The following is a 21,968-nucleotide window of genomic DNA, read 5'->3' as shown; positions in this document are numbered from 1 at the left end:
CCACTCCCGTTAGACTTATGCCAGACCTTTATGTTTCTTGGTCAGATTATCACCAAAAAATTGAACAACTGGCTATCCAGATTTATCAATCCGGTTGGGAATTCAACCAAATTATCTGTCTTGCTAGAGGAGGACTACGAGTAGGAGATATTCTTTCCCGAATATACCAGCAACCACTGGCAATTTTAGCAACCTCATCTTACAGTGGCGCTGGTAAGCAAGAAAGAAGTAATTTAATTTTCTCCCGTCACTTGACAATGACTACCAAAAACTTAGGTTCGCGCATTCTCCTAGTGGATGACTTAGTAGATTCTGGGGTAACACTTCAACAGACTATACCTTGGCTCAAGCAAAATACTGATTCCCAAATTGAGGAAATTCGCACCGCCGTTCTTTGGTATAAAGCTTGTTCAGTTATAGCACCCGATTATTATGTCGATTACTTGGCTGACAACCCCTGGATTCACCAACCCTTTGAACACTACGAGCAGATGAACATCGCACAACTTGCGGCTAAGGTAAATCAACCGTGTTGATAAATATATACACAAAGTTAATTTCACAGCAGCTCATGCTCGAACAGATTTCTTAAGATGCAATTTTTGTAACTTATTGGTCGCTTTTTATATTTTAGCGATCGCTCGTTAAATCCTTGAAAACCGACCGGACTTTACGCGAAACTAGAGATGGTGGCAAAAAAAGTAAAATCACCCTCGGATAATTAAAAATGAAATCAGCACACGAACGCGAACAATTAATTAAAGATATCAACGTACTACTAAACCAAGCTTATGATAGTACTTTAGATGAGATTTACGCATTACTTCAAAAAATCGAAGATGAAGAGGACGAGGAAGATTTCAAAGCCTATGAGCTTGCAAAAAAATCTGCTGATATTGATGGCTCCGTGTCATGGGAGGAAGCGAAAAAAGAACTAAAACGAGAAATAAAAAAGGAAGTTGCGTGAGTTATCAAGTTGAAATATTAAAGGGAGCATTAAAACAACTTAAAAAATTATCGCCAGAACTTCAAGAACGCATACAAGTTAAGATTGATGATTTAGCCATAGAACCCCGTCCAAACGGGGTAAAAAAGCTAAAAGGTAAAGAAAATGCTTATAGGATTAGACTAGGTGAGTATCGAGTTATATACGATATTTTCGATTATATTCTAGTGGTGAATGTTGTAGAAGTTGGACATCGTAGCAAGGTTTATAACGATAAAAGTTAGGACTAATTAATTTGTAATTAATTTTTGATGATTTTAGGTACTTTGAGTGCTTGTTTGTCAATTATTTATGCTTACTAAGGAAGAAGCAAACCCCTTGTCTCGCGATAACATACCTTACGATTTACAAAATTAAATGATTTGTTGTCATTATTGGTAGTAAAAATATCAATGGTGGAACCTAACAATTTAACTCCCCAAACTTAGGACTCCACCACCCTTTTTGAGTACTGAAATAAGCTACATCTTTATGTTTGGTATCCTTACGGGATTGTGAGTCAGAACATCGCAACATTGTTTTACTCTGCCCCTCTTTGATGTAACTGTACTCCTCTAGAGGTTTTTTACATACTGGGCAGGGATATGCCGTCATCTTTACGGGAGGCTTTTGTTGATTTTCAGCTTGGACTGCTTTAGTTTGTGGTGGCTGCCAAGTTTTGTTAAAGTCGCTCCAAAATAGCACGACATTTTCACAGCTTTTTGTACATTTGAGGAAATATTTCTTTTTGACCTTAGTACTCGGAATTTTGGAAAGAAAATTTTTGCATTCAGGGCAACGAGTTTTGGAAGTTTCATATTTGCGCTCAGTTACCACATTAGCTTTACCTATTGAGGAACTCACAACTACAGTTTTAGCTTTAGAGAGCGCTGGTATAAAGTAATTTTGATTCCAACTAGTTAAATAATGCTGCCAAGAATTCTTTCCTTCGGAAATTGCATCAAGAGCATCTTCCATTTTTGCTGTGAATTCTGCCTCTAGTAAATCTGGCAGTGCTTTGAGCAAAAACGCATCAACTTCTAACCCTAGCGCTGTTGGTTGCAGATGGTCTTTTTTCAACTCGACATAATTTCGTTTTTTTAAGGTAGCAACAGTAGGAGCATAAGTACTTGGGCGACCAATTCCTTTACGTTCCATCAGCTGCACCAATTTTGGTTCGCTATAACGGGGTGGTGGCTGCGTCTGCTTCTGCTCATGTCCAGCATTCTCCAGTTTCAATGCTTGTCCCTGTTGTAGTGAAGGTAAAACACTATCCTTGCTGAGATTGTTCCAGTACCGGGCATAACCGTAAAATTCAATCACTTGCCCTCTAGCTGACCACAGTAGAGAACCAGACTGAGTAATCACCAGAGTTTTACGCAATTGAGCAGCCCGACACTGAGAAGCAATTGACCGTTTCCAGATCGTTACATATAAATTAAACTCATCATCAGAAAGTTCTAAACGCAATTGAACTGAGGGACGAAACACATCAGTTGGACGAATCGCTTCATGTGCTTCTTGAGCCGATTTGCTACTACGATGCTTGGCGACTTGCTGCGGTACATTCGGCGGATCGTTTTGCTCTAACCATTTACGGGCGCTAGCACAAAATTCTGGACTCAGCATAACTGAATCTGTTCGCATATATGTAATCAGCCCAGCCTCATAGAGCTTTTGGGCAACAACCATAGTTTTGTCAGGAGCAAACCTCAGCTTTGAACCGGCTGCTTGCTGAAGGCTGGAAGTTGTAAATGGCGGCGGTGGCTGGCGGTTAACAATTTTTCCTTCAAAATGAATCACCTGATGAGGATGTCGCTTTGCTTCTTCAACTAAACGTGTAGCCTCTGCTTCGGAAAGAACACGCTTAGACTCTGGTGTTTCTGGACTATTACCTACCTTTGCGTCATCGTGAGTTTCAGTTTCTTGGTCTGCTGCATCTTTTGCAGAATCGACTGTCCCTTTGTAAAAAGCTCGGAATCCTTCTGCATAATCTACCCACACACTCCAGTAATCTTGGGGGACAAAAGCCAGAATTTCGTTTTCTCGTTGACAAATTAAGTGCAATGTCGCGCTTTGGACTCTGCCAACACTTTTAGCGCCGTTATTTAATGCCCAAACTAAAGGACTACCTTTGTAACCCACCAACTTATCTAGACAATCTCGGCACAACCCAGCACCGATTAAATTTTGATCTAGCTTTCTGGGATTAGCGATCGCACTTTGCACCGCCGATGCTGTAATCTCAGTATAAATTACTCGTTTCGGTTCCCTTAAACCCAGCGTTTCTTTGAGATGCCAAGCGATTGTCTCACCTTCCCGGTCTGGGTCAGTTGCTAAGACAACTTCATCAACCTGCCTCACCGCAGACTTGAGCTTCTGGATTGTTTCTTTCGCTCGTTGGTCACGCGGGACGTAATTGCACCGGACATTACTGCCGTCCATGACGAAGCCCAAGGAATCGTCTCCTTCATTGCTGAGTTCTCGGATATGGCCACAACTGGCTAAAACTTTCCAATCCGAACCCAGAATTTGACTGAGTTTTTTGACTTTTCCGGGAGACTCGACCACAAGCAGGCGTTTAATCATAGCAACTGCATTCTTGATTCTGAGCAATAAACTGGCAATTACAATTAGCGATCGCCTATTCTCGTCATCTGGATTTTATAGAATACTGTAACAAAAAGCTTGGGAAATTGCTGAACTCAGTTTAGAGGTAAATCACCTCAACGCGATGCCTGATTGTGCGATCGCTGTTGTAACTGCCGCAACTATTATGATTTTAGCCTCAACAACCTAGTTAAATTAGGATTTTACAACATTCGTCTGCGAGACGAACACCTACCAGGTATCATCTCTGCACTTTCTTGTTATCAATGGAGTTTGGGTGTAATTTACATTACGCTGTTTTTATGGACACTTTCCCGCACGATTCCGGGATTGAATTTGCTGATTTATCTGAAGTAGCTGACTAGGCGATTAGATAACAGCAATGAATTTATTATTTTGCCTTTTTTAATCTTTTTATAATTTAGTCAATATTTTTGTTATGAACGGAAACGCAGCGATATTGTTCAGTGTTTCTGCATCGATTCATGCGTTACGCAAGAGTTAATGCACGATATGATATTAGTGATCACACTAACCTATTTTAAACAACTATTTCCTGAATAATGTCTTTAATCTCTTGGTCAATTTCATCTTTATCCATTAAACTTGCTAATCGAGAAGTATCTTTTTCTTTCTTAAAACGAACATTATATTTTTTACAAACTTCATCTAGTAGGATATCACCAGGAACTAAGTCTAACTTTTTAGATTGCCAAGCAGCGTTTATCTCATTAGATTTATTTGAATAGATAGTCTCTACATTTGTTTTTTCTAATTCTAACTGATCAATTATCTTTTGGATCGAGTCTATTATCCTAACAACAGTTTCTTGGTTAGTAAAATCCTTAAAAATCCCTTTTGCATCTGGATAAATAGGTTTACACACAATTTTAGCAACTCTTTTATCTATGGCAAACTGCTTTAGCATTTCCGCACATACATGAATTTCAGCATTAATTTCGCTTTCCGTTGGCGACTCCTGACTTAAATTACTTATTAATTTCTTTTTATACGCTATAAAAATTTTTATAGCTCTTGAGCATATTAAATAATTTTCAATTTCTCGTTTCTTTAAAACTTTAATTTTAGCGTTGTTACCAAGCATCTTTTGCATTTTAATAATTTCATAATCCTCTTTTTCGTCGCGATCAATAAGAAACCACATTTTAACTTGGCGCTTTGTTAGAAACTCCAGAGTTGCTTCTGTTGCAAAGTGTGCAAAATTGCGTGCACCGCCCATATGAATAAATCCTACATTCGCTTGGCTAAGGTTGATTCCTAATACAGAAGCCCATTCTCGAATGGCATCTTCATCTGATTGACCTTCTACAAAAATAAGACGATCAAACATGAAGAGGGAACTTAACCTAATGCCAAGCTCTTGTGGAATTTTTGCTTCAGCTTCTCCAACATCCAATTGCTGTATTTGAGTAGAGTTTGGTTTTGTCACCAAATATACATTATTCATTTCAGCAGTATCTAAGAAGTTAGTTGAATGAGTTGTTAAAAAAACTTGACAGTCACTACTGATACGTTTTAGATATCGCATCATGCTCGTTTCGATAGCAGGGTGTAAATGTATTTCTGGTTCTTCAACAAGTAGTATATCAGAATGTTCAAATTCAACATCTAGTAATAATCTCAAAGCCTCTTTAATTCCTGAACCATTTACTTCTACTAAAAAGTTATCAACGTCCATCTCAGCCGATGCTTGGCTTGTAGGCGAAGAAGGGCTACTTTCAAAGGCATCTATATGTACCCCCAGCAAGGCAGCAACAGTTTCTTGAATATTTTTAAGAATCTCATTTCCACCTCGTTTTACTTTTAAGGAAAGAAGGCGATCTGCTTCTTCTTTACCTATCTCTTTACGTCTTTCTGTTAGATAAAGGATTTTTATCTCGCCTATCCTTTGCAATAGATTTTTTACATAATTAGGAATCGAAGAATCTTCACCAGAAAAAGTCCCTACCTTATTCTTCAAGGGTTGGTTTAGAATTGCTTGAAATTCTTCTTTAAAACTAGATATAAGTTCTGAAATAATGTTTTCTATTTCTTCAAAAGATGCTTTTGAACCAACTCTATTCTCGATTAATGACATAACTTCAGTATTAAAATTTAAAACTGAGGATAAATATTCCATTGGTGGGCGTTCACGTATTTGTCGTGGTAAATATCCTCGAAGTTTGTCGCTGTCAAAAGAACTTAATTCTTCTATTTTTTTACTTAACTTATGGCAGTATAAAAAATTACCATAGATTTCCAAAGCACTAGTTTCATCAATGCTTAAAATAACTCTTTCAGGATCAGAATGTTTTGTTCCAACCTTTCCTGTTCCTCCCAGACTGAGTTTCTTTACGTAACTGAAAGATGATGATGGAGGCATAATAACAAGAGTTACAAATAGACGCAGTGAGGGATCAATACCATCAACTGCATTTTTCATTTGTGGCGATTCTGTCACAATGTCTCGAATCAAAACATCTCTTTCAGCCAGTGTTAAAGAAAAAGTATGAGAAATCTCGATAGGAACTTGAGTCTTCTTATCAAAAAAATCAATCTCCCTACCAATTTTCGGTTTAAGAGTAAGTACTTCACCATTATGTAAACAGTTGAAGAAAGCGTGTATAGCTGAAAGAACACTTGATTTACCAGAGTTGTTCTTGCCAATAAGAACGTTAAACCCACCACAATTAGTTAATTCAGAACTCTCAATGCTCCGAAATCTTTTGATAACCACGCTCTCAAGCTTCATAATGTTCTCTGATTTTAATTGCCTAAATTTTAATATTTAGTGGTTGAAATTTTTAATCAAGAAGCTCAACTTGACAAGCTGCCCTCTTGCAAGTAGAATACAGATTCTTATGCTCAAATTGACTCAGCTTTGAAGTTGAGACTCATTGCAATAGCAATTAGCCCATAAATACTTGCAGCTACACCATAGTCTTTAGATTGTCCCACCAGCAACTTTAAAGCTACACACCTACCAATAAATTAGCAAGCTAACTCTTATTGGATAGGTTTTTACTTCTTATACCTTCAATTGCAGTAAATATATAGACTCCTAATGTATATCTGCCACTTTTAGGTAAATTAGCAGTGAACTATGTGTATAGTAACCTGCTTTAAGTAAATATATAGTATAAGTTTGTATATCTTCCAAGTCATGTCTTCTTAATAGTATTTTTGTATTGTTAATTTTTTGACACACTTGGCAGTTAAAAAATGCTGCTTTCAACGTAAAATCAGGCGATCGCATTCATCGTCTTTTGTCGCGCTAGCACTTCCTGTTCTCTCTACCAGCTTGGCTTACAGCAGTAATTAGCGAGAATTGATACCGTCCACGCCATAAGTATTCGCGATCGCTTAATCTTAAATTGAAGAGTAAAAAACCCAGCTTCTTTATAAAAACCAGGTTTTAAATAATTGAATTTATTTCTGAACAGTACAACAGGGCAATAAAGGCTTATTTACAACTTCTTTAATCTCTACTGAATTTAACAAATCTTCCCAATATTTCTGAACTTCAGGATCGTTCGGACGCTGGCGGCGTAAATTAGCTAAAGTTCTCAGAGCATCTTCCCAAAATCCGGCTGTGGCAAACAAAACTGCCCGATCAAAGTCTGTGTTTGGTTGGTTTAGCTGAAGAGATAGGTTTTCATCTTGCGATCGCACAATTGTACCTTCTACATACGAATCTTTATCGCGGTTATTAGGATCGCAAATCATCGAAAAAGTCCAATTGTACTCTTTACCGATTTGTAGAGATGGCTGATCGACAGGTACATTTACACTAACAATACCATTCTGCCCAACAGGTTTGAAAGTTCCCTTATACAATGGGTCGATGCTATCACCATCCCGTAAAACAAATTCTAGTGCTTGCACTGTTGTCGAGGTTTGAGGAACGTAGAAAAAGAATGTGGGACGCTCTGATGTGGTGCGTTGAGCTTCTTTATCTGTTGGTGTCAAGGGAATAAGATATTGTCCAGCTTGAAAGCAACTTCCTCGTGTTCCAGCCGATCTTACCCTACCAGGTCTACCTGGGACAAAGGCGATACGATTTTTACCGCGTTGAATGTAACTTGTAACATTTCTAATTGCAGAAGTAGCATATCTATCTCCAGGACGTAGCCGCTCTGCTTGCTGAAAATTCAATAAAGCTTTTCTATAGTTTCTCCGTTTGGTTTCGTTATAACCAAGCTGCATATATTGGGTGTAAGCAGATTTTGCTTGTGCTAGTTGGTAAACTGATGTTGCCAAAACCTGAGTAATGCTCACAGGCTCGAAGGGCAGAAATGCTAAAGCAGCAAGCAGATAACTTGCCCAAAATCTATATTTCATGATGTTTATGTTTACTTGTAGTACATTATTTGGTTATATATAATACAATAGCCTAAGCTTTACAGTGGCAAGACTTCATGTGTGCTAATTTCTGTGAAGGCTGAGGTAGCATTCTGAGTTTTTTGACAACAAAATTCCCGACTTTTTGAAGAAGTCGGGAATATGAACCTTTGGATTTTCAGTAGTCTAAAGTTAATAGACTATTAGGTTTTGCCTATTTCTTAATAGACATCTGGTGAAATTTAAAGATGCGTTATCCAGAACCCTTGTAGAGACGCAGCAGTGCTACGTCTCTACATTATTTCCCACTCATATTTTTAATGAGGTACAGCCAATTGTTCATCGGCTACCTGAACATGATCCCCAACAATTTTGCGGAATACATCACCTTCAATTGTTTCCTGTTCTGCTAGTAAATCTACTAAACGCTCCAGAACTACGCGGTTTTCTTCCAACAGTTCTTTAGCCTTAATGTAGGAATTGCTAACAATTTCGCGCACTTGTGAATCAATTTTGGCGGCAATTTCCTCAGAATAGTCTGATTTATTCATCCAGTCGCGTCCTAAAAATACCTCTCCACTCTGATTTTCCAAGGACAATGGGCCTAATTCTGACATCCCGAAGCGTGTCACCATCTGCCGCGCCATGCTTGTAACGTGTTGCAGGTCATTGCTTGCACCTGTGGTCACTTCTGGCTTCCCAAAAACGATTTCCTCGGCAGCGCGACCACCCAAAGTAGCAGTAATCCGGGATTTGAGTTGGGAACGGGAAATTAATCCCTGTTCTTCGTTGGGAGTAAACCAAGTTAATCCCAGTGCTTGTCCGCGTGGAATCAATGTAACTTTCTGCACAGGGTCATGGTCTTTGAGCAATGTGCCTACTAAAGCGTGTCCAACTTCATGATAGGCAATCAAGCGCTTGCTTTTGCTGTCTACTAAGGCGGTACCTTCCATACCTGCAACAACTCGGTCTACAGCAGCATCAATTTCTAAAAGAGTGACAGCTTCTTTGCGTCTTCTAGCAGTGAGAATGGCGGCTTCGTTGAGTAAGTTTGCTAAATCTGCGCCAGTAAAACCAGGAGTGCGGCGAGCGATCGCTTCTAATGATACGCTAGGATCGATTTTCTTATTCCGGGCGTGGACTTGCAAAATTTCCAGTCGCCCTTTGAGATCGGGTGGATCGACCATTACTTGTCTGTCAAAGCGTCCCGGTCTGAGTAACGCTGTATCTAAAACATCTGGGCGGTTAGTGGCGGCAATAATAATGATGCCTGTGTTACCTTCAAACCCATCCATTTCGGTGAGCAGTTGGTTCAAGGTTTGTTCGCGCTCGTCGTTACCGCCACCGATACCAGCGCCCCGTTGTCTACCTACTGCGTCAATTTCATCGATAAATATTAGACAAGGGGCATTCTCTTTGGCTTTCTTGAAGAGGTCGCGCACGCGAGATGCACCCACACCTACGAACATTTCCACAAATTCTGAACCGGAAATACTGAAGAATGGTACACCCGCTTCACCTGCGATCGCTTTTGCTAGTAAAGTTTTACCAGTACCAGGGGGGCCAATTAACAGCACTCCTTTGGGAATCCGTGCGCCTACAGCGGTAAATCTTTCAGGCTGTTTCAGGAAAGTCACAACTTCTTCGAGTTCTTCTTTGGCTTCTTCAACCCCGGCGACATCTTCAAATTTCACTCCAGTTTTTGCCTCCATTTGGAAGCGAGCTTTGGATTTGCCGAAATTCATCGCTTGGCTAGAAGCATTAGTAGAGCGTCGGAGGAACAACAGCATTAAAGCCACCAGTGGCAAAATCCACATCAAGTTGATCAACAGTCCAACAGCAGCTCGACTGTTCGCAGAGGAAACTTCGCCAAAATCAACATTCTTATCTTTGAGAATATTGATTAACTCTGTGTTTTGCGCCAAAAGTCTCACCTGTTGCGGTGGTGTATTCTCCTTTTGTCCCTTGAGATAAACCTTTGCTAGCTGTTCGGTTTCGTCAAGCTCTACTTTCTCGACTTCTCCCGCCTTCACTTTCTTGATCAAGTCACCATAATTTAGGGGGGTGGTTTCTGCTTTTTGTGCCATGACAGGAGTACTTCCGAAAATTCCTGGCAACATAATCAAACTAGCAGCAATTGCACCAACCCAAGCAACGCGCTTTGAAGACTGCCTTTTTATCAATGCTTTTTTTCCCGAATTTGTCATAATAATTACCCTTTGTCTGCTGGCACAAGTTAAGCGCTGGTTTTATGCCTATTCTTCTATCAAAAATTGTAATAACTGGAAATTACACTTTTCTTATCTAGTCTAACTTCCTCACAAAAGCATTCCCAAGTTTCTTCAGGCTATTACATAAAGTTGAGCAAGGGTTATCTAGTATGCAGATGTTAAGACTGGGCATTTGGTACAAGAGGCAGAGGTGCAAAGGGGCAGAGGGGAAAAACAAAAACTTACTGCTCCCCTGCTCTCCAATCCCCAGTAGATATTAATTTGACACATTCCGGCACAAATCGCTAAGATAAACATAGTCATAACGATTCCGCTTTTTAAGAAATCTGACGATAGTAGCTAATTAATAGTTTGTGGGTTAATTATGGTGAAAATTATTGGCATTGGTGGTAGTTTAAGACCCAACTCTTATACCCAGCTTGCTTTACAAGTCGCAGCGCAAAGAGTTGAAGCTGTAGGTGCAGAGGTAGAAATTCTCGATTTACGGCAGTTGCAGCTACCATTTTGCACTGGCGCAAAGGAGTATCTAGAGTATCCAGATGTTCAGCGGTTGCAAGAAACAGTTAGTCAGTCCGATGGGTTAATTTTAGCGACACCTGAGTATCATGGCGGCGTTAGTGGTGTCCTAAAAAATGCTCTGGACTTAATGAGCTTTGACCAACTGTCTGATAAAGTAGCAGGATTTATTAGTGTTTTGGGTGGTCAGTCTAATAGCAACGCTTTAAACGAACTACGGTTAATTACCAGATGGGTGCATTGTTGGTCTATCCCTGAACAAATTGCGATCGGACAAGCTTGGGGTGCATTCAGTCCTGAAGGCAAACTAGTAGATGAAAAGCTCTCTCAAAGATTCGATCAATTTGCTCAGAGTTTAGTTGATAACACTCGCAAGCTGCGGGGCGTAAATTAATTGTAGGGTGGGTCTAGCTTTGCCCACCCTCGTAAACTCAAAACTTAATGATGATGGTGGTGATGATGGCGATCGCCAGCTAATTGGGGATTAATTGCCAAAGGTTGCTCCGACAACAACTCTGCTATATGAGCATCAGCCCATTGCGCCACCATTGCCAAGAATTCTGGGCGATCGTTGACGCAAGTCATTTGCACGTAGTTCGTACCAGGATGCTGTTTTTCTAAAGCATGGATGATATGGTGTACATCCAATAGAGTTTCGTGGTTTTCTGTAGCAAAGCCAATTGGCATAAAGATTACTACTTTCGCACCCAATTGAATCAGGTTATTTGCAGCTTGCTCGGCATTTGGCTGCGTCCAATCAATTAGGGGTGTGTCATGATTCAGCCAACCCACCGAGATTAACGGATAGCGGTTAATCAACTTATCCCGAACTAAATCGTACATTGCTTCACTTTCGGCAATCCCAGAAGTAAAGCCTTTAGCTTTATGGGGACAGCCGTGATTCATTAACACAATACCGATTTGAGAAGGGAGATAAGCTCCGGCTAACTCAGCAATTTTCTCCTCAACCAGATGAGCCATCAAATCGATATAAGCTGGTTCGTTGAAGAAAGAAGGAATGTAACGCTGTGCTTTAACCCAGTGTTCCTCACCATCAGTCAACTCAACGAGAGCATTGTTAACTTGCTCGATCGCAATCCCACTGGTAAAGATAGAATCAACAACCAGTAGTGGGTAAATTAGCAGCTTGTCGAAGCCTTGGTCTTTGATTTCTGCTAAAACTTGATTGGGTAGGAAAGGGGCGCAGAAGTTGAAAGCTTTGAAAACTTGAACCTTATCGCCCCATTTTTCTTGTAAATTCTTTTCAATGCCAGCTCGCTGCTGTTCAAAGATGGCATTGTGTGGGGAGATAAAATCGTGGTGTGTGTGTCCCCACTCATGGCGGTCAAATAGCGCCAAAAGTTTTGCTAGGGGCGGATAAATCCAGGTTGGTACTGGTGCAAATTTTGCTGTCAGTAGATTTAAAGCCTGTTCGTTATAGTTGGCGAAATCTTCGTAGCTTTCGACTTCGCCGTAGCCCATAAGCAGTACGGCTACACGGTCTTTACCTGATAGATGCTCGTGGGTGTGTTGTACTTTTTCCGGCGTGGCAACCACAATTAGTTCCTCAATATAACCAGAGTGCAGAGAGATTTAGAGCTAGGGAATAGTTTGCACATTTTCCCTACTTGTAACTTATTATCCCATCCAGGGGGATAGGATAGGTGGGAAAATCAAGATAATACATCAAAAGACATACAAAACTTACGCACGGATAACGGAAAATCGAACCACAGAGACAAGGCAGCGCGGTCTTCTCCCAAAGGGAGAGGCTAGCGCCAAGGGGGTTTCCCCCATGAGCGACTGCCGCACAGAGAAGCCAGTGCGTTGGGCGGGTTCCCCGACTTGTAGCAACTGGCGTGACACGGAGAAATAAGAATTTGAGAGGTATTTTGCGTAAGTACTGACATATAAAACTTACGTGGGGGATTAAGTATACATTGAACCAATGCGCCATTTGCTATGTTGCTGGAATAGCAAAAATGGTTCAGATACCGAAAAGCTGCGTTTTCAGTGAAATTAATTTGGTGTGCCTTTTTGCCAAATACGTCTATCAAGATTTAAGTCTTCAACAATTCCCAACATCAAGTTGAGAGTTTAAAAATATTCTCTTAAAGGCGCAAAGCTTAACACACTTTAATATTATCTATAAATAGCTCTGTAAATAAAAGTTGCCTTGCCCATTTTCTTGTTGCTTCATCTTCATTAATCAGAAGTTGCTGACAAAGAGCGATCGCTTCATTAATTTGCCCATTCTCTTGATAGCCTTTTATCAGCTTGGTCTTCTGTAGCAACTCGGCTATTGTCACTTCAATCTTTTGAACTTGCTCTACTTCTGAGCCTGCTAATCTCTGTCAATATTTTTTGCTCAAACTGCATATACATTTGAGCTAAGGTAATAAGTCTAGGTATCAAATCGCTTCTTTTTTGCAAAATAATATCAACAGTAAAAAACGCATTTTTAATTTGATTTTTTCTGATCCAAGCTGTTACATAGAGCTATAAAAATAATTGGCATTGAAATAATAAAGCTAATTAAAAAGTAAACCATTTAATTAATTAGATTAATTTAATATTGTTTATAATCAAAAATAATCCTTTTTTGAAATAGTATTATTTCGGGATAGTAAATGAAGCAGCTATAATTTACTCAGTAAAAATAAGGTAATATATAAGAATATTGCTTGATTTTTGAAAAAGCTCTGTACATCGGAAGAGTCAAAAAATCAAAGATAGTGTTAAAGATGAATATAATTATTTGCCCTGGAATTCATGAGCCAGAGTTAACTGAAAGCTTTAGAGTCGGATTGTTAGATTTAGTTTCTCATAGCGCGATACCTGCGGTGAGCTACGCTAACGCACACAATCCCTCAAATATACTGGTTTATCCAGGTAAGGATGTTTTGGTTTTATCAGCATTGCACATCTTCCAGTTTTTGCGCGATTGCTTGACCGGCTCATTAAAATCACCAATTATATTCATTAGCTTTAGTGCTGGCGTAGTCGGGGCAATAGGGGCAGCACATTTGTGGCAACTCTTGGGTGGTCGTGTCAAAGCGTTTATTGCTATAGATGGATGGGGAGTACCACTACAGGGGAATTTCCCTATTCATCGGATGAGTCATGATTATTTCACTCATTGGAGTTCATGTTTGCTAGGTTGTGGGCAAAATAACTTTTATGCAGAGCCAGCAGTGGATCATTTGTCCATTTGGAAATCTCCCCAAACTGTACAAGGCTGCTGGGTAGATTCATCCATTGAGATTATTCCACCCAAAGGTCGTCTGACAGCAGCTGAGTTTTTGCTTATGCTGTTAAAACGCTATGAAGCTAATTAATCCGGACAATGGAGTAAGTACACAGGAGTTAGGAGTGAGGAGTCTGGAATCAGCATTTATTCTTTCCTCTGCCCAATACAACTCTTGGAGAGGCTGCGCCAACGGCTTCTCTTCGAGACGCTGTTCGCGTTCGCTCAGTACAAGTGCCCAATGCCCCATCTACCCAAAAAAAGTATCTAAATGTTTCCAACTGAACCAGCTGCTGTTAATAACGGGTTTGGCGCACTGCTAAAAAACCGTGGTTTTATGCTCCTGTGGATTGGGCAACTGCTGTCCCAGTTAGCAGATAAGGTCTTCTTCGTTTTGCTGATTGCTCTCTTGGAGAACTACCCACCGCTTCCAGGGTTGGCACAAAACTCGATGTACTCAACCTTAATGCTGTCGTTTACAATCCCAGCAATTTTGTTCGGCTCTGCCGGTGGTATCTTTGTTGACCGTTTGCCAAAAAAGCTGATTATGGTCGGCTCAGATGTCGTGCGGGGAATATTAACGCTGTGTCTTCCCTTGTTACCACGACACTTCCTGATTCTGTTAATCCTGACTTTTGCTATTTCCACCGTGACGCAGTTTTTTGCACCAGCTGAACAAGCAGCTATTCCCTTATTGGTGAAGCGAGAGAATTTGTTGGCAGCCAATGCGCTGTTTACCAGCACGATGATGGGAGCTTTAATTGTTGGTTTTGCCATTGGAGAGCCAATTTTGAGTTTGGCGAAAAGCTGGATGGGAGAAGAATACGGTCAAGAGCTTGTGGTTGGTGGATTATACATATTATCGGCTGCGATCATGCAGCCAATTAAGTTTAAAGAACCCAAACAACCAAGGGAACATCGAGCATCAAATCACCCTTGGGCTGAATTCACCGAAAGCCTCCGCTATCTCAAGAAAAACCCTTTGATCTTGAACGCCATGCTGCAACTGACAACCTTATATTGTGTGTTTGCAGCCTTAACAGTGCTGACGATTCGATTAGCTGAGGAGTTTGGTCTTAAAGAAAAACAGTTTGGTTTTTTCTTGGCAGCAGCAGGCGTAGGTATGGTCTTTGGTGCGGCAATTTTAGGTCATTGGGGTGATAAATTGCATCACAAGCCTCTACCTTTAATTGGATTTTTGATGATGGCACTAGTTTTAGGGGTGTTCACTTTTACGCACAACTTGTTGCTGGCGCTAGGACTCTGTGCATTTTTGGGTGTAGGTGCTGCTTTAATTGGTGTCCCCATGCAAACTTTAATTCAACAGCAAACACCACCTACTATGCACGGTAAAGTATTTGGCTTTCAAAATCATGCTGTGAACATCGCTCTGGCATTACCTCTGGCGATTACTGGGCCATTAACTGATGCTCTGGGCTTGCGATTTGTACTAGTAGCAATGAGTATTGTTGTCGTGGTTGTTGGTGTTTGGGCTTGGAAAAATACCCGCAAAGTCTTGCAAGACGTAATTTAACTAATGTAAGCTAATAATCTAGCTTTATATCTAATATAAAAATTAATAAGATTTTGATTGAAGTTTTCAATTAAAATGAAATCTTAACTACAGAATTCAGCATTAACTTTAGCTATAGTCTGAGGTTTGACCGTGCGATCGCTTTCCCCAATTAGTCTCCCACAAACCGAGAATCACAAACAGTCTCGTGTTTCTAGTCCGCCAGTCGTGCCCAAACGTGCATCTGGCGGTTTTGCTCTGCTTGACAGCCTTCATCGCCACGGCGTTGATTATATTTTTGGTTATCCTGGTGGAGCAATTCTCCCAATTTACGACGACCTGTATAAGGTGGTAGCAACTGGTGCTATGAAGCACATTCTCGTGAGACACGAGCAAGGTGCAGCCCACGCTGCTGATGGTTATGCCCGTGCTACAGGCAAAGTAGGAGTATGCTTTGGTACTTCTGGTCCAGGAGCAACTAACTTGGTGACAGGCATCGCCACCGCCTACATGGATTCAATCCCGATGATTGTGGTTACAGGACAGGTAGCACGTCCGTCGATTGGTACAGATGCGTTTCAAGAAACCGATATTTACGGGATCACGCTCCCAATCGTCAAGCACTCTTATGTGGTGCGCGATCCCAAAGATATGGCGCGAATTGTCGCCGAAGCCTTCCACATCGCTAGCACTGGGCGTCCGGGGCCAGTTTTGATAGATGTCCCCAAAGATGTAGCTTTAGAAGAATTTGACTATGTACCTGTAAAACCAGGTTCAGTGAAGTTACGCGGTTATCGTCCCACAGTAAAGGGAAATCCTCGGCAGATTAATGCCGCCATCCAGTTGATTACTGAAAGTCGCCGTCCGCTATTGTATGTGGGTGGTGGTGCGATCGCAGCTGGTGCCCATGAAGAAATCAAACAACTAGCGGAATTATTCGATATCCCTGTCACCACAACCTTAATGGGGATCGGTGCCTTTGACGAACATCATCCCCTAGCTTTGGGAATGTTGGGGATGCACGGCACTGCTTACGCTAACTTCGCTGTTAGTGATTGTGACTTGCTAATTTGCGTCGGCGCTAGATTTGACGATCGCGTTACAGGCAAGTTAGACGAATTCGCCTCCCGCGCCAAAGTAATTCACATCGACATCGATCCGGCAGAAGTCGGCAAAAATCGCGTTCCCGAAGTGCCCATCGTCGGCGATGTGCGGAACGTGTTAGTAGACTTGTTGCGTCGCTGCAAAGAAACAGGGGTAAAGGCTACACCGAATCAAAACCAAGAATGGTTAAATCTAGTTAACCGTTGGCGCGAAGAATATCCTCTCATCGTGCCGCACCATCCCGATAGCATTTCACCCCAAGAAGTAATTGTAGAAGTCAATAGCCAAGCACCCAACGCTTTCTACACCACAGATGTCGGACAACATCAAATGTGGGCAGCACAATTCCTGAAGAATGGCCCAAGGCGCTGGATTTCTAGCGCTGGTTTGGGAACGATGGGTTTTGGCTTACCTGCGGCAATGGGCGCGAAAGTGGCGTTTCCTGATGAAGAAGTCATCTGTATTAGCGGTGATGCTAGTTTCCAAATGTGTTTGCAGGAACTAGGAACACTTGCACAGTATAGAATAAATGTCAAGACAATAATTATCAACAACGGCTGGCAAGGGATGGTGCGCCAGTGGCAGCAAGCCTTTTATGGTGAGCGTTATTCATGCTCAAACATGGAAGTAGGGATGCCAGACGTAGAGTTTTTGGCAAAAGCTTATGGCATTAAAGGCATGGTAGTTAGCGATCGCAGTCAATTAAAAGATGCGATCGCCGAAATGCTAGCACACAATGGCCCAGTAATCTTAAATGTCCACGTCACCAGAGACGAAAACTGCTATCCAATGGTAGCCCCTGGAAAAAGCAACGCTCAAATGGTCGGTTTGCAGAAGCAAGCGCCGAAAGCGGCATCCGAGCCAGTGTATTGTAGCCATTGCAATGCCAAAAATGCTTCTACGCACAACTTCTGTGCTGAGTGTGGGACGAAGCTGTAACGCTTTTTGATAATTCAAGACCAGAGAAGAGATAGTGGGGGCAAGGAGAAGGGGAGAAAGATGCAGAAATATCCCCCTAGTTCCTGCCCCCTTTCCTCTTGCGTAGGTGTCGCTTAATCTTCCAGATTAGGTTGAGGTAAAAAGATATTTCCTAAGTAATTTACTAAATCGCTTTGACTGTTAAAATCCAACAGCGCCTCAGCTAACTCTTCTAGTTGAGTAATCGATTTACATAAATCAAAAAAAAATCTCATTTTAATTAATTGTTATCTGTCTTATCTAAATAGGAATGGGTTGTAGTTTAAGGATGTTTACAGCTAAACTCATATCGAGCAAACCTAAATCATCTGTGGGTTTATATTCCAATACGCTTGGGTTAAGAAGAATAGTAGGTTGGGTTGAGCTTAAGCGTTACCCAACAAAGCCTTGATAATGTTGGGTTTTGTTCCTCAACCCAACCTACTAGCGCGGCGCGGCAAGCTTAATTAATTGGGTTGAGTAATTCTGTTAATCATTGGATTTTGGTTTTAGTGAGTTTTTGAAACCTAACATTTTAAGTATGTCACGCTACTACGCCAGTTTTAGTTTTTAGCCTTAACTGAACCGTATTGGTTTATGTTCTCAATATTTACTTAATATAGTCAAACTTAGTGTACATTGCTAAAATATACACGCATTTATTAACGAAAACTACTTTATCAAACTTAGGTTTTATTAAAAGTTCATAAACTTTTCGCTTTAATTAGTTAAATATGCGAGTTAGAGTTGATTTTATATAAATCAGTTTTGTTAAAAAATTCAGTAACATTCCTCTTTTATTAACAAGTTAAATATTACTAGAATATTAATAGTTGTGCTGGCTTAGTTGATTAAAAAAACGTCAATTATTCCAGGTGTGTCTATTTCTAACTCTCTTTCAGGCAGATTTAGTAGTCTTAAAATAACCGCTCTCTTTCTTTTACAAAAGAGAGTTTAGCTTCCCCTTGATTGAGGGAGGTTAGATTGTTGTTAGCGAATTAATGTACTAAGCATTAATAGTCTATTCATTTAGAAATCGCTGTGTTCAAGTTTTCTTGGGCAACAGCGTCATGATTTCTATTGGAAAATTGCAGCTTTATTTCTAACTGAGAACAAACACAACTTTTTTAAGCTTTGAATATTTATCAACCCATTTTACCAATCTCCATGCAACAATATATTTCTCATTTGCTCATACTGGTATTAGGAACAAGTTCAAATTTCCTCGTTACTCCATGTCAAGCTCAAACTCCAGTAAAAACCAACAGTCAAAATCCTGAGAATGTTACTTCCATATCTTCAAGTTCACCTTCGGCTGCAAAATTAAGTGATTTTGCCAATTCTACTAATAGCAAACCACCTCTTCTTTCTGAGGCAGCTAATAACTCTTCTGCTACTAATGCCAATATAACAGCAAACAAACCTCGTCCACGGGTTCCTATATTCAGCAGAATTTTTCCCAGACCTTCGATGCAGCAATAATTAGCAGCTAAACATTTAGTTTATTTGCTTGGGTTGATAGAATTTTGCATTCATACCTTATGTACATTGTACATAAGGTATGAAAATACTACCCCAGCAAGAGGGATTCTAATTATTCTCTCTTGTTGGGGTGGAACAAATATCATCTGGATAGGCAAATTTTGCATTTGTGTAAGAAGTCTAATATACTTTGACCTCTCTCCTTTTAGAAGAGAGGCTTTGAGTGTTACTCCCTAACGCTTGTAGACAAGGGCTGTTTTTGTTAGGTATATATTGGACTCAACTGAGAACCACTATATATGAGCCATACTCTGATTTGCTTTATGCTTTCAGCTGACAGAGCAGTAAACCAAACCATTGATTTGGATCTGTCCACACATGAAGAGGTAATAAACCTTGTGCGTTTAGTTGCTGTTTAATGGTATTAAGATCAAATTTGCGGGAAATTTCGGTGAGGATAGTCTCACCTAGTGCAAAATTAACCTTAAGATTAAGAGTGCGTAATTCTACAATTTGCGATCGCAAGCTGCGTAAATGCATTTCTATTTGATGCTCGCTTTCATTGTAAAATGCCCGGTGTTCAAACTGGGTGGTGTCAAAGTTACCCTCAAATCGCTGATTTAAATGTTCCAGCATATTGAGGTTAAATGCAGCTGTCACTCCCTGGCTGTCGTTATAAGCTGGTTCCAAAATCTGTTTTGGCTTTCGTAAATCTATCCCCAATAAAAAATACTCACCTACTTGTAGAGCATTGATAATTTGAGAGAAGAACACATCACACTCATCAGGGGTAAGATTACCTAAGCTGCTACCAATAAAACAAATCATCCGAGTGGGTAATTGCGTCGGTAGGAGTTTTGCAAGGGCTAATTCATAGGTTCCCGCTAGTGCATAAACTTGGAGTAAGGGATAATCTTCTAATAACTGCTTGGCACTACTTTCCAACATACCTGCACATACATCAATTGGCAGGTAGTGCAGAGGATAGCCTAGTTGCTGGTAGGCATCTAGTAAAATGCGGGTTTTACTGGAACTACCACTGCCAAGTTCTACCAATTCACAAACGCCAGTTATCTTGGCAATTTCACCAGCATACTGCTGTAAAATCGTTGTTTCTGTACGTGTAAGATAATATTCTGGTAAATCACAGATTTGCTCAAACAGATCGGAACCGCGATCGTCATAAAAGTAACAAGGGGGTAGAGATTTAGGTGTTTGAGTTAATCCCTTCACTACATCACTCCCAGCACTAGGTGCAACTATTTGAGTTGCTCCTATCAAACGCTCTATTTGCAAGCGTTTTTCAACACTCCTTTGAGAAGTAACCTTGCTATTAACAGTTTTAGATATCGACATGAAACCTCCGTTTACTTGGCGTAATAGGTTACTTTGATAGCAAACCTTTACCCCAATCAGTGAAACACATAGCCATAGTTAATAAAATCATGCTTGAGCTATATAGCTCAAGCATTAAAGGTATTTTTCAGCATTTTCCCATTAAAATAGTAGCAGGTAAGCGTCTAATTGCTATGTTCTAGCAGTGATAAAGATTCGATCTAGGCAATATGCCCCAAGTACCAGCTAACAGCATGAATATTCCAACTTCTATTAACACAATTATTGGGCAGCAGCCTTACCAGTTTTTATTCACCATCATCAGTGGTTCCCACTTATATGGCTTTCCCTCAGCCGATTCTGATTATGACTTGCGTGGTGTCCATATTTTACCAGTTCAAGAAGTAGTGGGATTACAGACTAGAAATGAAACTATTGAAGTTTCAGAAGTTCGCGAATCTTTAGAGATTGATTTAGTAACTCATGATGTAAAAAAATTCTTTTTGATGCTGCTTAAAAAGAATGGTTATGTATTAGAACAATTGTATTCTCCTTTAATATTAATAACCTCACCTGAACATGAGGAATTGAAAATTATTGCTAAAAATTGTATTACCCGTCACCATAGCTACCATTATATTGGTTTTGCCGCAACACAATGGAAGCTTTTTGAAAAAGAAAATATGCATCTAATTAAGCCATTACTTTATGTTTACCGAGTTTTATTAACAGGGATTTATCTGATGCAAACAGGAGTAGTTGAGTCTAATTTAATTAAGCTAAATGAGCTTTTTGATTTACCATATATTTCTGATTTGATTGCCCAAAAATTAGCAGGTACAGAAAAGTCTGTTCTGCCAGATATTAATGTAGCTTTTCATCAAAGAGAATATGAACGTCTGCGTAATAAGTTATAAGAGGCATCTCAATCTAGTCCATTACCTGAAACACCTTCAGCTAATGCAGATTTGGATAATTTGTTGATACGCTTGAGAGCAATGATCTATAAATTATAAGCTTTCGTAAAAATGAGGTAAATGAGCTTCTAAAAAATGGAGTTAAGAGTTTTTAACTTTTAACTCCTAACTTTTTTACAACTTCAAATTCACTCTAGTAACTTGTGGGTGGTGTAGTGGCGATGGACTGAATAATCAGGTCATAGTGACCATGTACAGCTTCATCCCAAGTTGAGTAAAAACGTTTTTCACGATCGCAGCTACCTCCAGTGACTAGCGACTCAAAAATTTTGGGCTGTTCAACAGTCCCAATATTTATGCCAGTAAACACAGTTGAAACGCTGATAAAACTATGAATGACAGAGAGGATAACTTGTGTGTTAGCGGTTGTGCGCCAAGCAGCCCATTCCTCAAAATCAACAGCAACAGGTGTGTGTGCTTCTAACTTGTAATAACGAGTCATAATCTCCATTTTGTCACTTAGTCGCGTGTCCACTCCACCCAAAATTCATCAGGCAGAAGCAATTGGAGGGAAATTGCAGAAACTCTAATTACCTCCTCTTGGAATCGCCGACGATAATCAAGCGGTAATTCTCTCCATTTTGGTAAGAGCTTACGCGAGGCACTAGCATTTAGGCGCTCTCGCCCAGCATTGTAAATGGTTTCTCCCAGAGTCATAATTCCGTTTTTG

General features: G+C 40.3%; 20 protein-coding genes and 1 pseudogene. 9 read left to right on the top strand and 12 right to left on the bottom strand.

Going from position 1 to position 21,968, the window contains the following annotated elements; translation table 11 throughout:
* Positions 1-17: 17 nt before the first annotated feature.
* The 3 genes from V7K44_RS01680 (at position 18) to V7K44_RS01670 (ending at position 1,230) form a co-directional block, all read left to right on the top strand.
* The gene (locus V7K44_RS01680) at positions 18-536 is read left to right on the top strand and encodes a phosphoribosyltransferase (protein ID WP_334928045.1); all 519 of its coding nucleotides are present in this window, start codon (positions 18-20) and stop codon (positions 534-536) included.
* 191 nt (positions 537-727) lie between these two features.
* Entirely contained in the window at positions 728-967 is a 240-nt protein-coding gene (locus V7K44_RS01675; RefSeq protein ID WP_334928043.1) for a hypothetical protein, read from the top strand.
* A complete protein-coding gene (locus tag V7K44_RS01670) occupies positions 964-1,230 on the top strand; it encodes a type II toxin-antitoxin system RelE family toxin (protein ID WP_334928040.1) in 267 nt (88 codons plus the stop codon). Before V7K44_RS01675 ends, V7K44_RS01670 begins: the two co-directional genes overlap by 4 nt.
* A gap of 178 nt (positions 1,231-1,408) precedes the next feature.
* Here V7K44_RS01670 and topA read toward each other — a convergent pair whose 3' ends face one another.
* Positions 1,409-3,574, bottom strand: a complete 2,166-nt coding sequence (gene topA / locus V7K44_RS01665; protein ID WP_334928038.1) for a type I DNA topoisomerase — start codon at positions 3,572-3,574, stop codon at positions 1,409-1,411.
* Positions 3,575-3,727: 153 nt separating this feature from the next.
* Between topA and V7K44_RS01660 the strand changes: the two are divergent.
* Positions 3,728-3,952 (top strand): annotated as a pseudogene (locus V7K44_RS01660) (pentapeptide repeat-containing protein); the annotation flags it as partial.
* A gap of 184 nt (positions 3,953-4,136) precedes the next feature.
* Here V7K44_RS01660 and V7K44_RS01655 read toward each other — a convergent pair.
* The 3 genes from V7K44_RS01655 to ftsH all read right to left on the bottom strand — a co-directional run bounded on the left by V7K44_RS01655 (position 4,137) and on the right by ftsH (position 10,143).
* Positions 4,137-6,347, bottom strand: coding sequence for an ATP-dependent nuclease (locus tag V7K44_RS01655; RefSeq protein ID WP_334928036.1), 2,211 nt, complete (start codon positions 6,345-6,347; stop codon positions 4,137-4,139).
* Between the two features lie 677 nt (positions 6,348-7,024).
* The gene (locus V7K44_RS01650; protein ID WP_334928035.1) at positions 7,025-7,936 is read right to left on the bottom strand and encodes a DUF928 domain-containing protein; all 912 of its coding nucleotides are present in this window, start codon (positions 7,934-7,936) and stop codon (positions 7,025-7,027) included.
* 317 nt (positions 7,937-8,253) lie between these two features.
* On the bottom strand, positions 8,254-10,143 hold the full coding sequence (gene ftsH / locus V7K44_RS01645; RefSeq protein WP_334928033.1) for an ATP-dependent zinc metalloprotease FtsH: 1,890 nt from the start codon (positions 10,141-10,143) through the stop codon (positions 8,254-8,256).
* A 388-nt stretch (positions 10,144-10,531) separates the two neighbouring features.
* On the opposite strand from ftsH, the gene V7K44_RS01640 reads away from it, so the two are divergent.
* Positions 10,532-11,077, top strand: coding sequence for an NADPH-dependent FMN reductase (locus tag V7K44_RS01640; RefSeq protein ID WP_334928031.1), 546 nt, complete (start codon positions 10,532-10,534; stop codon positions 11,075-11,077).
* Positions 11,078-11,121: 44 nt separating this feature from the next.
* On the opposite strand, the gene V7K44_RS01635 is transcribed toward V7K44_RS01640, so the two are convergent.
* From V7K44_RS01635 to V7K44_RS33090, 3 genes are all read right to left on the bottom strand, one after another.
* Positions 11,122-12,240, bottom strand: a complete 1,119-nt coding sequence (locus tag V7K44_RS01635; protein ID WP_334928029.1) for a ferrochelatase — start codon at positions 12,238-12,240, stop codon at positions 11,122-11,124.
* 569 nt (positions 12,241-12,809) lie between these two features.
* Complete coding sequence (locus V7K44_RS01630) at positions 12,810-12,992, bottom strand: hypothetical protein (protein ID WP_334928026.1); 183 nt, start codon at positions 12,990-12,992, stop codon at positions 12,810-12,812.
* A gap of 1 nt (position 12,993) precedes the next feature.
* Positions 12,994-13,149: a LemA family protein gene (locus tag V7K44_RS33090; RefSeq protein WP_442940653.1), complete on the bottom strand. Its 156-nt coding sequence runs from the start codon at positions 13,147-13,149 to the stop codon at positions 12,994-12,996.
* Positions 13,150-13,427: 278 nt separating this feature from the next.
* Here V7K44_RS33090 and V7K44_RS01625 point away from each other — a divergent pair, with 278 nt between their 5' ends.
* From V7K44_RS01625 to ilvB, 3 genes are all read left to right on the top strand, one after another.
* Positions 13,428-14,021 carry a hypothetical protein gene (locus V7K44_RS01625; RefSeq protein ID WP_334928024.1) on the top strand — a complete coding sequence of 198 codons (594 nt, stop codon included), beginning with the start codon at positions 13,428-13,430 and terminating at the stop codon, positions 14,019-14,021.
* 180 nt (positions 14,022-14,201) lie between these two features.
* On the top strand, positions 14,202-15,464 hold the full coding sequence (locus tag V7K44_RS01620) for an MFS transporter (protein WP_334928022.1): 1,263 nt from the start codon (positions 14,202-14,204) through the stop codon (positions 15,462-15,464).
* 126 nt (positions 15,465-15,590) lie between these two features.
* Positions 15,591-17,486 (top strand): biosynthetic-type acetolactate synthase large subunit, encoded by a 1,896-nt coding sequence (ilvB, locus tag V7K44_RS01615; protein WP_334928018.1) that lies wholly within the window; start codon positions 15,591-15,593, stop codon positions 17,484-17,486.
* A 113-nt stretch (positions 17,487-17,599) separates the two neighbouring features.
* Here the strand turns inward: ilvB and V7K44_RS01610 are convergent, their stop codons facing one another.
* The 3 genes from V7K44_RS01610 to egtD all read right to left on the bottom strand — a co-directional run bounded on the left by V7K44_RS01610 (position 17,600) and on the right by egtD (position 20,342).
* Positions 17,600-17,740, bottom strand: a complete 141-nt coding sequence (locus tag V7K44_RS01610) for a DUF4351 domain-containing protein (RefSeq protein WP_334928016.1) — start codon at positions 17,738-17,740, stop codon at positions 17,600-17,602.
* Positions 17,741-18,772: 1,032 nt separating this feature from the next.
* Positions 18,773-18,925 (bottom strand): hypothetical protein, encoded by a 153-nt coding sequence (locus V7K44_RS01605; protein ID WP_334928014.1) that lies wholly within the window; start codon positions 18,923-18,925, stop codon positions 18,773-18,775.
* Between the two features lie 382 nt (positions 18,926-19,307).
* Positions 19,308-20,342: an L-histidine N(alpha)-methyltransferase gene (gene egtD / locus V7K44_RS01600; protein WP_334928012.1), complete on the bottom strand. Its 1,035-nt coding sequence runs from the start codon at positions 20,340-20,342 to the stop codon at positions 19,308-19,310.
* Between the two features lie 209 nt (positions 20,343-20,551).
* Here egtD and V7K44_RS01595 point away from each other — a divergent pair, with 209 nt between their 5' ends.
* Positions 20,552-21,238: a nucleotidyltransferase domain-containing protein gene (locus V7K44_RS01595; RefSeq protein ID WP_334928010.1), complete on the top strand. Its 687-nt coding sequence runs from the start codon at positions 20,552-20,554 to the stop codon at positions 21,236-21,238.
* A 193-nt stretch (positions 21,239-21,431) separates the two neighbouring features.
* On the opposite strand, the gene V7K44_RS01590 is transcribed toward V7K44_RS01595, so the two are convergent.
* Complete coding sequence (locus V7K44_RS01590) at positions 21,432-21,740, bottom strand: hypothetical protein (protein ID WP_334928007.1); 309 nt, start codon at positions 21,738-21,740, stop codon at positions 21,432-21,434.
* Positions 21,741-21,757: 17 nt separating this feature from the next.
* A complete protein-coding gene (locus V7K44_RS01585; RefSeq protein WP_334928005.1) occupies positions 21,758-21,955 on the bottom strand; it encodes a hypothetical protein in 198 nt (65 codons plus the stop codon).
* Positions 21,956-21,968 lie beyond the last annotated feature (13 nt).

It is taken from the genome of Nostoc sp. (assembly GCF_036917235.1).
Classification (GTDB): Bacteria; Cyanobacteriota; Cyanobacteriia; order Cyanobacteriales; family Nostocaceae; genus Nostoc.
The sequence above is the reverse complement of the archived record's forward strand: the minus strand, read 5'-3'. Positions and strand labels throughout refer to the sequence as shown.